Here is a 14175-nt window from a genome sequence, read left to right as displayed (position 1 = left end):
GCCTTTGGATCACGTCGGGTTGCGTTCGGCCCAGCCGGCGAACACTTTTTCCAGCGCCACCACCACGTAGTAGAGCACGATCCCCATCAGCGCCAAGGCGATCAGAACGGCGAACATCAGCGGGTAGTCGGCACTGATCTTGCCGCTGTCGAAGAGGTGGCCGAGGCCCCGACCGTGGGGTTCGACAATCTCCATCAGGTTGGTGCCGATGAAGGCGAGGGTCACGGCAACTTTCAGGGCGCCGAAGAACTCTGGTAGGGTCTTGGGCAGGGCGATTTTCCAGAAAATCGTGAACTTTGAGGCGCCGAGGGAGGCGAGGATGTCGCGGTATTCTGGTTCGAGGGTGGACAGGCCGATGGAGACGGAGACGGCGATGGGGAAGAAGCTGATCAGGAAGGCGATCAGGATCGTGTTCATGTCGTGCTGGCCCACGAACATCAGGGCGATGATCGGCACGACGGTCGCCTTGGGAATGGCGTTGAAACCGACCAGCAGCGGGTAGAGCGCGTCGCGCATCGTGCGCGACAGGCCCATGATCATGCCGAGGAAGACGCCGAAGACTACCGATAACAGCAAGCCCACAACAGTGCGCCACAGCGTGTCCCAGCCGTACTCAAAGAACAGGCCCCGGAATTTCCAGAAGGCGGGCCAGATGTCGGAGGGCGAGGCCATCTTGTAGTTGGGCCAGCCGTTGACCCAGACGAGCCATTCCCAGAACAGGCCAAAGAGGATGAGTGCGGCGAGGGGGACGCCGATCTGGCGGAGGGTCATGCGGCCTCCCTCCCTTGGGCGATGCGGATTTGCTGGCGCAGGGTGTTGAGCGCGTCTGCGGACTCGGGCGTGTAGAGCATTTCGATGTCGCGCTCGCCCGTCAGGTGGACGTCCATCACGTATTGGGTTTTGGCGGGTCGGCCCGACAGGACGATGACCTGATCGGCGAGGAAGATACTCTCGCGCAGGTCGTGGGTGATCAGGACGCCGGTAAAGGGTTCCTCGGCCTTGACCTTATGCATGGTCTGCCAGAGATCTTCGCGGGTGAAGGCATCGAGCGCGCCGAAGGGTTCGTCGAGGATCAGCACTTCGGGCTTGTGAACGATGGATCGGCAAAGCGAGGCGCGTTGGCGCATCCCGCCGGACAGCTCTGACGGGCGTTTGTCTTCGAAACCGGACAAGCCCACGAGATCGAGAAGGTGCCGTGCGCGGTCTTCCTGTTCGCGTTTGGACATGCCGGTCGAGACGATTTCAAGCGGCAGCATGACGTTTTGCAGGATGGTCCGCCATTCGAGCAGCACCGGGTTCTGGAAGGCCATACCGACAGTGGATTTGGGGCCTTTGACCAGTTCGCCGTGGAGCCAGACCTCGCCTGCGTCCGGCTTCATCAGCCCGGCAACCAGCCGCGTCAGGGTGGACTTGCCGCAGCCTGAGGGCCCGACGACAGCGACAAAGCCGCCTTCGGGTACCGAAAGCTCCAGCCCGTCGAGCACAGGCAGCGGGCCGGAGGGGGTTTTGTAGGCGTGGCGCACGCCCTTGATGTCGATGAGATTGCTCATAGGGGCGCGCGCTGTTTTCTTACTGGAGTTTGCGCGCATCTGCCGCTGGCAGGTATGCGTCGGTGAAGTAGAGGCTGGCGTCAGGCGCGTTCTGGAACTCGTAGGTTTCGGCCAGTTGTTCCAGTGCTGTCGCCATGCGGTCTGCGTCCACCGCACCCATACCGTTCGCCTGAACCGCATCCGTCAGCACATTGGCGTCGATGGCCAGTTGCAAGCGGCGTTTTTCAAGTGCTGCGTCGGCGGCGGGGTTGCGCTCCACCAGGCTTTCGATGGCCTTGGCCGGGTCCGCGATGGCGTCTTTCCAACCAGCGGCAACGGCGGTCAGGAAACCGGTCACAATCTCGGGATTTTCAGCAGCGAAGTCGGTGTTCGCGATGATCGCATTGCCATAGAGCTCAAGCCCATAGTCGGCCATGAGGATGGTCGAGATGTCTTCCTCCGGCACGCCGAGGCGCACGAGGTTCAGGAAGGACGAGAAGGAAAATCCGGTGACGGCGGCCACGTTGCCTTCGGCCAGCATCGGTTCGCGGGTGGGGAAGCCCACGGGTTCCACCGTGATCTTGTCCACGTCCAGACTGTTGGCCGTGGCGAAGGCCGGGAACTGTGCCCATGCGCCATCGGGGGGTGGGGCGCCCAGAACGCGGCCTTCGAGGTCCTTGGGTTCGGACACGCCCAGCGACTTGCGGCCCACGACGGCGAAGGGCGGCTTGTCATAGACCATCATCACGGCCGTTACGGGCGCGCCGGGGTTCTGATCGAGAAATTTGACGAGGCTGTTGATGTCCGCAAAGCCCATCGGGAACGCGCCAGAGGCCACTTTGGGGATCGCGTCGAGCGAGCCTTGGCCGGCCGAGATTTCAACATTCAGGTCAGCCGCGCCGAAATGGCCGTTATCAATCGCGGCGAAATAGGGGGCGGAGGGCCCTTCGAATTTCCAGTCGAGGGCAAAGGGGACGTCTGTTTCCGCATATGCGGCGGTGGCGAGCGTGGCCGTGGCCGCAAAGGCGGCGAGGGTGCGTTTGAGCATAGGTTTCTCCCAGGTGGTGACTGCGCGACGTTAGGGGGTGGTGTTCCGGGACGGAACGGCTGCCCCCCTGCCGCGTCGTTTTCTTTGCGTCGGGACTGTGCGGTGTGATGAAAAAATGTGCAAACGCTTTTGATCTGCATTGTGCGGGCGCCGTGTTCGTGGCCTTCTGTGTCTGAACCCAGAAGGAGGCCCGAAGATGAAAGACGACAATTTCCTGCGCGCCAACAATGCCCGCCACATGTGGCATCCCATGGGCCATCCGGGTGAGGCGATGGCCCATGCGCCGACCATTATCACGGGCGCTGAAGGGTCCGTGATCGAGGATATCGACGGGCATAGGACCGTCGATGCCGTGGGCGGTCTGTGGTGCGTGAACCTTGGGTATTCCAACAACGCGGTGAAGGATGCGATCGCCAAGCAGCTTTATGATCTGCCTTACTATTCGGCATTTTTCGGTACGTCGAACCCGACTGCGATCGAGGCGTCTTATGCCGTGCGCGAGTTCTTTGCCGAGGATGGCATGGCGCGGGTGTTCTTTACCTCGGGTGGGTCAGACTCGGTCGAGACGTGCCTGCGCCTGGCGCGGCAGTACCATCGCATCAAGGGGGAGCCGGGGCGGACGAAGTTCCTGTCGCTGAAGAAGGGCTATCACGGGACGCATTTTGGCGGCGCGTCGGTAAACGGGAACAACCGGTTCCGCGTGGCTTATGAGCCGCTGATGCCGGGCTGTTTTCACCTGCCGTCGCCCTATCCCTTTCGCAATCCGTTTCACGAGACCGATCCGGCCAAACTTGCCCAGAACATTGCCGCCGCGATGGAGGATGAGATCGAGTTTCAGGGGGCAGGGAGCATTGCCGCCTTTATCATGGAACCCATTCAGGGCGCGGGGGGCGTCATTGTCCCGCATGAGACTTTCATGCCGCTAATGCGCGAGATTTGTGATCGACACGGCATTCTGATGATCGCCGACGAGGTGATTACCGGCTTTGGCCGGACCGGCGATTGGAGCGGGTCACGTCATTGGGGCGTGCAGCCGGACATGATGAGTTGTGCCAAGGGGATCACCTCGGGCTATTTCCCGGTGGGTGCTGCGCTGATGAGTGAAGCGGTGGCTGACGTGTTCGAGAAGGCGGACGCGGACGGCGCAATCTTTCACGGCTATACTTATTCTGCCCATCCGGTTGGCGCGGCAGCGGTGACAACCTGTCTTGAGGAGACCTTGCGCCTTGATACAAAGGCGAACGCCGGACCGCGGGGTATGCAGCTTTATGAGGGTTGCGTGGCGTTGATGGAGAAGTACGACATCGTGGGTGATGTGCGTGGCGGGCATGGGTTGATGACGGGCATTGAGCTTGTGAGCGACCGGGCGGCCAAGACGCCGCTGGATGCCGACAGTATGAAACGCGTTCACAAGGCGACCTATGAGGCTGGTGCAATGGTGCGCATCGGGGGCAACAATATCATGATGTCGCCGCCGTTGGTCATCACCGAAAGTGAGGTGGCGCAGGTGCTGACTGCCTTGGACGCGGGTTTGGCGGCTAGCTAGCCAATCGCAGCCGTTCGCGTGTTGATAGGGCGACACTTTAGGTGCGCTTTGAGCCCAAAATGCAGATTGAACTTGCCCCCTCGTGAGACCAATCTGGCTGCATGTTCAGACCTAAGCGCAACTTTAAGAGCGACCCGGAACAGCGTTGGCAACAGCGTGACCGTGTGTTCTTCGGGTTTGGTGCCTGTCACATTCTAGCTGGTGTATTTCTGGAAGAGACTTCGGCGGAGGGGTTCTACGGAGAGTGGATTGCGCCTGGAGATGGATTCCGCGGTAGCCACGTCTATGCTACAAACGGTGTGCTAGCATTTGATTTTCATGGCTATTCTTATCGCGAAAATCTGCTCTCACGATATTGGAAGTGGCATCAAGGGCACTTCTCTGGGTGGACCGCAACCGTGGCAAAGGTGGACTTTTGCCTGCTTGATACTTTCGAATTGAACAAGCGGCAGCACCTCGGTCCTGATCAATACTTCGGCGACCCGATCCCCAGAGCAAGAAAGTTCGTACATTCGCAGAAGATGCCATGTGAGCATACGTAGAACTATCTCGAACGGCGGCTTTGTCCCGCAGTCCGTGAGTTCGACCCTGTCACGATTTTGCGCTTGCAGCGAATGTCCGAAAAGCGGGCCAACCGCAGCGTTCAGGACCCACGTCGAACGGCGGGAATGGGCCGGTTCCTATCACGACAGAGCATTTCGCAATGAACTGATGCTGCGTTTACTCGAAGGTCGGCACCGAGCCCTTCAAAACGGATGCTGCACTTTGAGCGAATGGCCGCTTTGCGCCCGGATAGAGAGTGTTTGCGCAGGAAGCGGGTCGGTCCAATGGCGCCGTTTGAATAGGCATCCCCTGACACTTCATCAACGGAGACGGGAATGCTTCTGCACGGAAAGACGATCATCATCACTGGCGCAAGCAGCGGCATCGGGGCCGCCGCAGCAAAGATTTTCGCGGCGCAGGGCGCAAGACTGGTCCTGGGGGCGCGTCGTGGTGAACTGCTTGAGAAAATCGCCAACGAGATTTTGGCCGATGGTGGCGAAGCGGAATTCGTGACCGGGAACGTCGAAGAGTGCGGCTACGCGGAAGAGCTGGTAAAATGTGCGGAAAAACACTTCGGCAGTCTTGATGGTGCGTTCAACAATGCCGGTGTGACGGGAGACATGGGTCCCATCCCCGACATGGATGAGAGCAACTGGCACAAGGTGTTGGCGGTGAATCTCAACAGCGGATTCTATGCGGCGAAGTATCAAATACCGGCGATCCGGAAGCGCGGCGGCGGCTCTCTTGTTTTCACCTCTTCCTTCGTCGGGCACACGATCGGCCTACCCGGTATGGGGGCCTACGCTGCGGCAAAGGCGGGCCTGATCGGCATGACCCAGGTTCTGGCGGCGGAACATGGACCCGAGAACATCCGCGTCAACGCGCTTCTGCCCGGAGGCACCAAGACACCGATGGCTGGAGAGGATGCCGGTTTTCACGAGGTCGTGCGGGGTTTCCACGCGCTGAAGCGCATGGCCGAGCCATCCGAGATCGCGCAGGCGGCTCTCTTCCTCCTTTCCGATCACGCGTCTTTCGTGACCGGAAGCGCAATGATCGCGGATGGCGGAAACTCAATCAACAAACTCTAGGGCGCAGAAGCGGACGTTGGCCAAGTGAGTGCCAGCGTCCGCTTTGTTCGGCAAATCGGCAATCGGTTTTTCATTGCGCGCCAACGACTGCCATCCCGTAGCTGCACCGAGGCAGCTTCTACAAGTCACGCGAAACCCGCCACACGCTGTCTGTGACAAAACGCGCATGTGCACCCTGTCGCACCCCCGCTGATCTGTGCAGGGTCCCCTCTATATCTGCTTCAAGACATCAAAGGTAACTGTTTCTCGCAGAGGTCTTTCATGGACACCCTCATGCTGTCCCGCATTCAGTTCGGGGCCAATATTTCGTTCCACATCCTGTTCCCGACGATCACCATCGCCTTGGGCTGGGTGCTGCTGTTTTTCAAGCTGCGTTACAACGCGACTGGCAATCTGCGCTGGATGGAAGCCTATCGCTTCTGGGTGAAGGTCTTTGCCCTGTCCTTCGCCATGGGGGTCGTGTCGGGGATCACCATGTCGTTCCAGTTCGGGACCAACTGGCCCGGTTTCATGGAGACGGTTGGCAACATTGCCGGGCCGCTCCTGGCCTATGAGGTCATGACGGCCTTTTTCCTTGAGGCTGTGTTCCTGGGTATCATGCTGTTCGGATTTTCGCGTGTGCCGGGGTGGTTGCATACCTTAGCGACCTTCCTCGTGGCGTTTGGCACGACCATGTCGGCCTTCTGGATCCTCGTGCTGAACAGCTGGATGCACACGCCGCAGGGATTCGAGATGCGGGAAGGTGTGGCTTACGCAACAAGCTGGTTCGAGATCATCTTCAACCCGTCAATGCCCTATCGTTTGACCCACATGCTGCTTGCATCGGGTCTGACCGTGGCCTTCCTGATTGCGGGTCTGAGTGCGTTCCGTTGGCTTCTGGGGGATCGTAGCAATAGCGTGCGCGTCACCCTGAAAACCGGTGTTTTCATGGGTGCGCTGCTGATCCCTGTGCAGATCTTCATGGGCGACATGCACGGCCTGAACACGCTGGAACATCAGCCGCAAAAGGTGGCCGCGATGGAGGGCAATTGGGAGACGCAATCTAATGTGCCCCTTCTGCTGTTCGCCATTCCTGATGAAGAAGCGCGCGAGAACCGCATGGAGGTGGGTATTCCGAACATGGCCTCCGTCATTCTCAAGCACAAAGCCGATGGTGTCGTGCCGGGTCTGAACGACTTCGTGGCCGATGATGGTACGGTGATGCACCCGCCGGTGGCGCCCGTATTCTGGTCGTTCCGGATCATGGTGGGGACAGGCTTTGCCATGCTGCTGCTCAGTTGGGCCGCGGCGTATCTGATGCTGCGCAAGAAACGTGGGCCCGAAGGTGTGCCGAAGCTGATGATGCTGGCGATGGTGCCCATGGCGTTCTCTGGCTGGGTGGCCACGTTGGCCGGTTGGTACACGACCGAGATCGGCCGTCAGCCGTGGCTCGTGCAGGGCGTGCTGACCACGGAAATGGCGGTGGCCGATGTGCCCGCGCCTTTCGTCGGCACCACCTTGGCCGCCTATCTGGCGATCTATGCCCTGCTGCTTGCGGCCTACATCGGGGTTCTGTTCTTCCTTGCGCGGAAGGCGGTAGATGGGGATGTGCCACGCCCGCGCACGCCCCTGTCGGGGCAAGCCATTGCGCGCGAAATACCGGCGGAGTGACGTGAATGGACCTGTTTGGCGATCCGGCTGTCTGGCTGCCCTTCACCTTCGCGGCCCTCATGGGCGTGTCGATCCTTGTTTACGTCGTCCTTGATGGGTTCGACCTGGGCGTTGGTGTCCTCTTCCCCTTCGCCACGGACGAAGAGAAGGACACGATGGTCGCCTCTATCGGTCCGTTCTGGGACGCGAATGAAACGTGGTTGGTGCTGGCCATCGGGCTTTTGCTGGTGGCCTTTCCGACTGCGCACGGGACCATCCTGACGGCGCTTTACCTGCCGGTGGCCATCATGTTGATCGGGCTGATCCTGCGGGGTGTGGCGTTCGAGTTCCGGGTCAAGGCCCCCACCCCGCACAAGGCGACCTGGAACTGGCTGTTCTTTGTGGGGTCGCTGATGACGTCGCTGGCGCAGGGTTTCATGCTGGGCAAATACGTGATGGGTTTGGAAAGCACCTGGGGCACTTGGGCCTTTGCCGGTATCACGGCGGTGTTTCTGACGGTCGCCTATTCCATGATCGGGGCGTGCTGGCTGATCCTGAAGACGGAAACGGCGTTGCAGGCCAAGGCCGTGACCTGGGCCAAGGGTGGCATCTGGGGCCTGATCCTGGGCCTTGGGGCAGTGTCGCTCGCCACGCCGCTTGTCAGCCCGCGCATTTTCGACAAGTGGTTCTCGGTGCCCGAAATATTCCTGCTGGCCCCGTTGCCCATCCTGTCGGCCGTGATGGTTCTGCTGTTGTGGCGGTCGCTGCAACGACTGCCCAATGCAACGGACGCCGGGGCGCGCGCGCCATTCTCCTATGCCATTGCTTTGTACATCCTGGCATTCGGCGGCTTGGCGTATTCCTTCTACCCCTATGTGGTGCCGGAACAGCTGACCATTTACGAGGCAGCCAGCGCGCCCGAAAGCCTTATGATCATTCTGGTCGGCGCCATCTTCGTGATCCCCATGATCGGAGGGTACACAGCGCTCGCCTATTGGGTATTCAAGGGTAAAGCAGCGGAACTGCGCTACGACTAGTCTTTCTTCTTCTGACTGAAAATACCACGGGGGTGAGCGCGTCAGCGCGAGGGGGCTGGTCCCCTCTATCCCCGCTTCCCCTTGGCGCGCAGGCTGCTATTCTGCGCCGCAGAACGCAAGGGATCCAACATCATGTATGATTTCGCCGCCATGGGCGCGTGGCTGGAATTTGCGGTGCGCTGGCTGCATGTGATCACGGCCATCGCGTGGATCGGGTCGTCATTCTACTTCATCGCACTGGATCTGGGCCTGCACCGCGACCGAAATCTGAAAAGCGGCGCGGATGGGGAGGAATGGCAGGTTCATGGCGGTGGGTTCTACCACATCCAGAAGTATCTCGTGGCGCCTGCAGGCATGCCGGACGGGCTGATTTGGCACAAATGGCAAAGCTACTGGACGTGGATCAGCGGGTTCATTTTGCTGGTGCTGGTCTACTACCTGGGCGCCGAGTTCTACCTGATTGATCCCAACGTGATGGATCTGGCCACATGGCAGGCCGTGGGGATTTCGCTGGCGTCGCTGGCGCTGGGCTGGGTCATCTACAACACGCTCTGCAAGGTGTTTGTGAACGCGGATCAGACGGGGTTGATGGTGGCGCTTTTCGCAGTGCTCATCGCGATGTCGTGGTTTTATGCGCAGGTGTTTACGGGGCGCGCGGCACTGCTGCACCTCGGGGCGTTCACGGCCACAATCATGTCGGGCAACGTATTCTTCATTATCATTCCAAACCAGAAGATCGTGGTCGCGGATCTAATGGCGGGGCGGACGCCGGATGCGATCTATGGCAAGATTGCTAAGCAGCGGTCGACCCACAACAACTACCTGACCTTGCCTGTCATCTTCCTGATGCTCAGCAACCACTACCCGCTGGCCTTTGCATCCGAATGGAACTGGGTGATCGCGAGCCTTGTCTTCCTGATGGGCGTCACGATCCGGCACTGGTTCAATACCCATCACGCGCGCAAGGGGAACCCGCATTGGACGTGGGGTGTGACGGTGATCCTGTTCATCCTGATCGCATGGTTGTCTGTGGCCCCATCCGAGCAACGCGAAGCGGCTGTCGTCACGCGCTTTGCCGAGGCCGAGGGGTTCACGGACGTGCATGACATCGTTCTGGGACGCTGTTCCATGTGCCATGCAGCCGAGCCGGTCTGGCCCGGTTTGCATTGGGCGCCGAAGGGTGTCGCGCTGGAGACGGAAGCTGATCTGACGCGCCATGCACGTGCTGTCTATCTGCAATCTGGCGTGTCCCATGCGATGCCACCCGCCAATCTGAGCTACATGGAAGAGGACGAGCGGGCGGCCATTGTCGCCTGGTACAAGGCAGCGACGGGATCGTAAGGCGGAGGTGACCTCCGCCAAACTCGGCATGGTCGAATCGCAGCCCTTCATGCTAAGTCTTGTGGCATGAACTCCCACGCCCCCAATATACGTCCTGTTATCCGACAGTTGGACGATGCCGCGATCAATCGCATCGCGGCAGGCGAAGTGGTGGAACGCCCGGCCTCCGCCGTCAAGGAACTGGTCGAGAACGCGATTGATGCGGGCGCCAAGCGTATTTCTATTGATGTGGCGGACGGCGGCAAGACCCTGATCCGGGTCACCGATGATGGCTGCGGTATCTCGGCGGACGACCTACCGCTGGCCTTGAGCCGCCACGCAACGTCCAAGATCGACGGCAGTGATCTGCTGAACATCCACACTTTCGGGTTTCGGGGCGAGGCGCTGCCAAGTCTTGGTGCCGTGGGCCGCTTGACCATCACCAGTCGTGTGCCGGGTGAGGGTGCGGCGGAAATCAGTGTGGCAGGGGGCGAGATAGGTGCTGTGAAACCTGCTGCGTTGAACAGCGGCACCGTAATCACGCTGAGAGACCTGTTCTATGCCACGCCCGCGCGCTTGAAATTCCTGCGCACCGACCGGGCCGAGGCTCAGGCCATAACGGATGTGGTCAAACGCCTTGCCATGGCCGAACCTTTCATCCGCTTCGAACTGCGTGACGTTTCCAATGATCCCCGTACGGTGTTCAGGGCCGAGGCGCAGAGCGGGGATGTGGTCGCCGCCCTCAAGGGGCGGTTGCGCGATGTTCTGGGTGGCGATTTCACCGACAACGCCATTGCCATCGATGCCGAGCGTGATGGCCTGCACTTGACCGGGTTTGCGGCCTTGCCGACCTATTCACGCGGCGCGGCGGTGGCGCAATTTCTGTACGTGAATGGCCGCCCGGTGAAGGACAAGCTGTTGACCGGTGCCCTGCGCGCGGCCTATTTCGACTTCCTCAGCCGTGATCGGCACCCGGCGGCAGCGCTGTTCGTGGATTGCGATCCGCAGCTTGTGGATGTGAACGTGCATCCGGCCAAGTCCGAGGTGCGGTTCCGTGATCCCGGTGTGGCGCGTGGGCTGATCGTATCGGGCCTGCGCCACGCTTTGGCCGAAGCGGGACACCGGGCGTCAACCACCGTGGCGGGTGCCACGCTGGGCGCGATGCGCCCGGAACCGACAGAGCCGCGCGTCTACCAGATGGACCGGCCCAGCCTTGGGCCGCGCGCGCCCATCGATACCGGCTTTGCCGAGATGGCGCAGGACTTCAGCGCGCAGGTGGTTGAGACACCACAGCCGATGAGCAACAGCGAAGAGGCCTCGACTGACCTGCCGCTTGGTGTCGCGCGCGGACAGGTGCACGAGAATTACATCGTTGCCCAGACCGCCACGGGCATGGTCATCGTCGATCAGCACGCAGCGCATGAGCGGCTGGTGTATGAGAAGCTGAAACGCCAGATGGCCGAGAACGGCGTGGCGGCGCAAGCCTTGCTGATCCCCGAGATTGTCAGCCTGTCGGCGGGTGATTGCGCGCGCCTGCTTGAGATTTCTGATGATCTGGCGCGTTTTGGTCTTGGCATAGAAGCCTTTGGCGGAGACGCGATTGCCGTGCGCGAAACCCCGGCGATCCTCGGCGAGGTTGATGCCAAGGCAATGATCCATGACATTCTGGACGAATTGGCCGATCTGGGGTCGTCCCAGTCCGTACAGGCGAAAGTCGAGGCGATCTTGTCCCGCGTGGCGTGTCACGGCTCCATCCGCTCGGGCCGTCGTATGCACGCCGAGGAAATGAATGCCCTTCTGCGCGAGATGGAAGCGACGCCGCATTCCGGCCAATGCAACCACGGGCGGCCCACCTATGTGGAGTTGAAACTGGCCGACATCGAACGGCTGTTCGGGCGCACATGATCCAGATTGGCGAAACACCCCTCGACACCAGCGACCCGCTGGTGATGGTGGCCCTGATCGGGGCCGCGGTCCTGTGCTTGATCGTGGTTCTGCTGATCATGGCGTTGCGCGCGGCGGGTCGGTCAGCGCGGGCTGCTGAGCCACTTGCGCAGCAATTGGGCTATCTGGGCCAGCACGTGCAGGGTCTGGCACAGGGGCAGGAGGGATTGCGCGCCTCGATCCAGACCGTGTCGGATACGGCGACGAATGGTCAGGCGCAGTTGGCGCAGACGGTTGAGATGCGGCTCGCCTCTGTCCAGCAGCAGATGCAGGATCGGCTCAACGACAATGCGATGCACCAGAACCGCGCCCTGACCGAGATGCAGGAGCGGATGAAGGAAACCCTGCATGGCTCCTCAAAGCAGACGACAACCAGTCTGACGCAGTTGCAGGAACGGCTGGCAGCCATCGACAAGGCGCAGGACAACATCACCAACCTGTCAGGCGATGTGTTGAAGCTGCAGGACATCCTGTCGAACAAGCAGACGCGGGGGGCCTTTGGGGAGATCCAGTTGCGAGACATCGTGGGCAAGGCGCTGCCCAGCGATAGTTATGCGTGGCAGCCGACGCTGTCGAATGGAACGCGGGCGGATTGCATGGTGCATCTGCCGAACCCGCCCGGGCCGATCGTGATCGACTCGAAATTTCCGCTGGAAGCCTATGAGGCGCTGCGCCGGGCTGAGGCGGATCACGAATTGAAGCAGGCCGTCGCCATGATGAAGACGGCGGTGAAGAAGCACATCACCGATATTTCCAAGAAGTACATCATCGAGGGCGAGACTGCAGACGGCGCTCTGATGTTCCTGCCGTCCGAGGCCGTCTATGCCGAACTGCACGCGAACTTCCCCGACCTGGTGCGCGAGGGCTTCGACAAACGGGTCTGGATCGTGTCCCCGACCACCTGCATGGCGACACTGAACACGATGCGCGCAATCCTCAAGGATGCGCGGATGCGCGAGCAGGCGGGCGAGATCCGCAAGATGCTGCGCAACCTGCACCGCGACGTGGAACTGGTGGTCGAACGGGCGGGCAAGCTGGAAACGCATTTCGACCAGGCCCGCCGCGATGTCGAAGGGATCACCACCGCCGCCGAACGGGCGGGCAAGCGGGCGGGCAAGCTCGACAATTTCGACTTCGAAGAATTGCAGGATCAGGGTGCGCTGGCGCTGGACAATCGACCACCGGCAGCGGAATGACCCCTCAGGCACAGCGTATCTTTTTCGAGGCCGAGGCGCAGGCCGAGTGGTTCATCGGTATCCTGCGCCTGATCATTTCGTCATCGTTGGCCGTTGTTCTATTCGTTACCGTCTGGTTCACGGGTCTGCCCGACTCCAGGGTCCTGGAGCTGCAGCTGATCTACGCCGCCATGACCATGCTCAGCTATTTCGGGCTTGGGCTGGGTATCATCGTCTTGATCGGTGCTGGCCGGTTTCGTGCCTGGATGGCATGGCCTTCCGCGCTGATCGACTGCGTTTTTGTATTGCTCGGAACATGGTTGAGCCTGTCGAACATGGGGCTTTCGGGGCAGTTCATTGCCGCCTTTCCAACCATATGGCTGGTCCCTGTCGTACTGGCTTGCGGTGCGCTCCGCTTCAACCCTCCGCTTCTGGCATGCATGTCTGTCGTGCTTATCGTTGGCTTTGTTGCCATCCTGACGATCCCGTTTCTCGCGACAGAGGCGGAAGCGCGTGCCGGGTTGATCTTCCTGTTCGGGTGGCCCCCAAATCTTGTTCGTATCGTCATGATCGCGCTTGCGGCTGGCGTGCTGGTCACTGCCTCCATGCGGATCCGCGCGCTCTTGCGCCGGTCCATTGACGAAGCAGAGGCGCGCGGTCAGTTGACCCGCTTCCTGCCTGCGGAGCTTGATGGACAACTGGCGACCCGCGGGCTCGATGCGATGCGCGAGGGCCAACAGCAGCGTATGGCCGTCGTGTTTGTCGACATCCGTGGCTTCACCGCGCGGGCCGAGACATTGTCTCCGGCGGACCTCTCCGCCTTCCTCGCGCGCTACCGCGCAAGCATTTCCAAGGCAGCGGACGAGACCGGGGGCATTGTCGACAAGTTCGTGGGTGATGGTGCGATGGTGGTGTTTGATGACCGGCACAGCGACGCTGCAACCTGTGCCGTTGCTTTTGCCCGCGAAGTTCTGGGCGGTGTCCAGGATGTGCGCCTGGGTATCGGCATCCATCTGGGTGAGGTGTTTGCAGGCGTTGTCGGTGGGCAGGGGCGGCTGGAATACACTGTTTTGGGCGACACGGTGAACGTGGCGGCCCGGCTCGAAGCTGCCACCAAGGTTGAAGGCGTGTCGCTGCTCGTCTCCGAGGACGTGATGCAGGCGCTTGATGTGCGGCAGTCGGATTGGCAGCACTTCCCGTCACTGGCCTTGCCCGGTCGTCAGCAACCTATCTCTGCATGGGGGCTGAACAAGGCGCCGGATCGGATGGCGTGAGTGCGTTCGGGTAGGGTGAGATAAGGCGGAGGTGTCCTCCGC

12 protein-coding genes are annotated in these 14175 nt (G+C 60.9%); 9 read left to right on the top strand and 3 right to left on the bottom strand.

Annotated features, from left to right (window positions below):
* Nucleotides 1-9 precede the first annotated feature (9 nt).
* Genes KUV51_RS09245 through KUV51_RS09235 form a run of 3 tightly spaced genes read right to left on the bottom strand, consistent with a single transcriptional unit; the run spans nt 10 to nt 2577 of the window.
* A complete protein-coding gene (locus KUV51_RS09245) occupies nt 10-771 on the bottom strand; it encodes an ABC transporter permease (protein ID WP_222521354.1) in 762 nt (253 codons plus the stop codon).
* Nucleotides 768-1550, bottom strand: coding sequence for an ABC transporter ATP-binding protein (locus tag KUV51_RS09240; RefSeq protein WP_222521353.1), 783 nt, complete (start codon nt 1548-1550; stop codon nt 768-770). The genes KUV51_RS09245 and KUV51_RS09240 overlap by 4 nt, the downstream gene beginning before the upstream one ends.
* A gap of 19 nt (nt 1551-1569) precedes the next feature.
* Nucleotides 1570-2577 carry an ABC transporter substrate-binding protein gene (locus tag KUV51_RS09235; protein WP_222521352.1) on the bottom strand — a complete coding sequence of 336 codons (1008 nt, stop codon included), beginning with the start codon at nt 2575-2577 and terminating at the stop codon, nt 1570-1572.
* Between the two features lie 196 nt (nt 2578-2773).
* Between KUV51_RS09235 and KUV51_RS09230 the strand changes: the two genes are divergently transcribed.
* The 9 genes from KUV51_RS09230 to KUV51_RS09190 all read left to right on the top strand — a co-directional run bounded on the left by KUV51_RS09230 (nt 2774) and on the right by KUV51_RS09190 (nt 14133).
* Entirely contained in the window at nt 2774-4123 is a 1350-nt protein-coding gene (locus KUV51_RS09230; RefSeq protein ID WP_222521351.1) for an aminotransferase class III-fold pyridoxal phosphate-dependent enzyme, read from the top strand.
* Between the two features lie 101 nt (nt 4124-4224).
* The gene (locus KUV51_RS09225) at nt 4225-4665 is read left to right on the top strand and encodes a hypothetical protein (RefSeq protein ID WP_222521350.1); all 441 of its coding nucleotides are present in this window, start codon (nt 4225-4227) and stop codon (nt 4663-4665) included.
* Between the two features lie 336 nt (nt 4666-5001).
* Nucleotides 5002-5754 (top strand): SDR family oxidoreductase, encoded by a 753-nt coding sequence (locus KUV51_RS09220; RefSeq protein ID WP_222521349.1) that lies wholly within the window; start codon nt 5002-5004, stop codon nt 5752-5754.
* A gap of 261 nt (nt 5755-6015) precedes the next feature.
* On the top strand, nt 6016-7404 hold the full coding sequence (locus tag KUV51_RS09215) for a cytochrome ubiquinol oxidase subunit I (RefSeq protein ID WP_222521348.1): 1389 nt from the start codon (nt 6016-6018) through the stop codon (nt 7402-7404).
* Between the two features lie 5 nt (nt 7405-7409).
* Complete coding sequence (locus KUV51_RS09210) at nt 7410-8420, top strand: cytochrome d ubiquinol oxidase subunit II (RefSeq protein ID WP_222521347.1); 1011 nt, start codon at nt 7410-7412, stop codon at nt 8418-8420.
* A gap of 132 nt (nt 8421-8552) precedes the next feature.
* Nucleotides 8553-9761, top strand: coding sequence for a urate hydroxylase PuuD (locus KUV51_RS09205; protein ID WP_222521346.1), 1209 nt, complete (start codon nt 8553-8555; stop codon nt 9759-9761).
* Nucleotides 9762-9827: 66 nt separating this feature from the next.
* The gene (mutL, locus tag KUV51_RS09200; protein ID WP_222521345.1) at nt 9828-11645 is read left to right on the top strand and encodes a DNA mismatch repair endonuclease MutL; all 1818 of its coding nucleotides are present in this window, start codon (nt 9828-9830) and stop codon (nt 11643-11645) included.
* Nucleotides 11642-12880, top strand: a complete 1239-nt coding sequence (locus KUV51_RS09195; RefSeq protein ID WP_222521344.1) for a DNA recombination protein RmuC — start codon at nt 11642-11644, stop codon at nt 12878-12880. The genes mutL and KUV51_RS09195 overlap by 4 nt, the downstream gene beginning before the upstream one ends.
* The gene (locus KUV51_RS09190) at nt 12877-14133 is read left to right on the top strand and encodes an adenylate/guanylate cyclase domain-containing protein (protein WP_222521343.1); all 1257 of its coding nucleotides are present in this window, start codon (nt 12877-12879) and stop codon (nt 14131-14133) included. Before KUV51_RS09195 ends, KUV51_RS09190 begins: the two co-directional genes overlap by 4 nt.
* The last annotated feature ends 42 nt before the right edge of the window (nt 14134-14175 follow it).

It is taken from the genome of Tateyamaria omphalii (assembly GCF_019802125.1).
GTDB classification, from domain to species: Bacteria; Pseudomonadota; Alphaproteobacteria; order Rhodobacterales; family Rhodobacteraceae; genus Tateyamaria; species Tateyamaria omphalii_B.
This window is presented reverse-complemented; position numbering and strand designations above follow the sequence as displayed.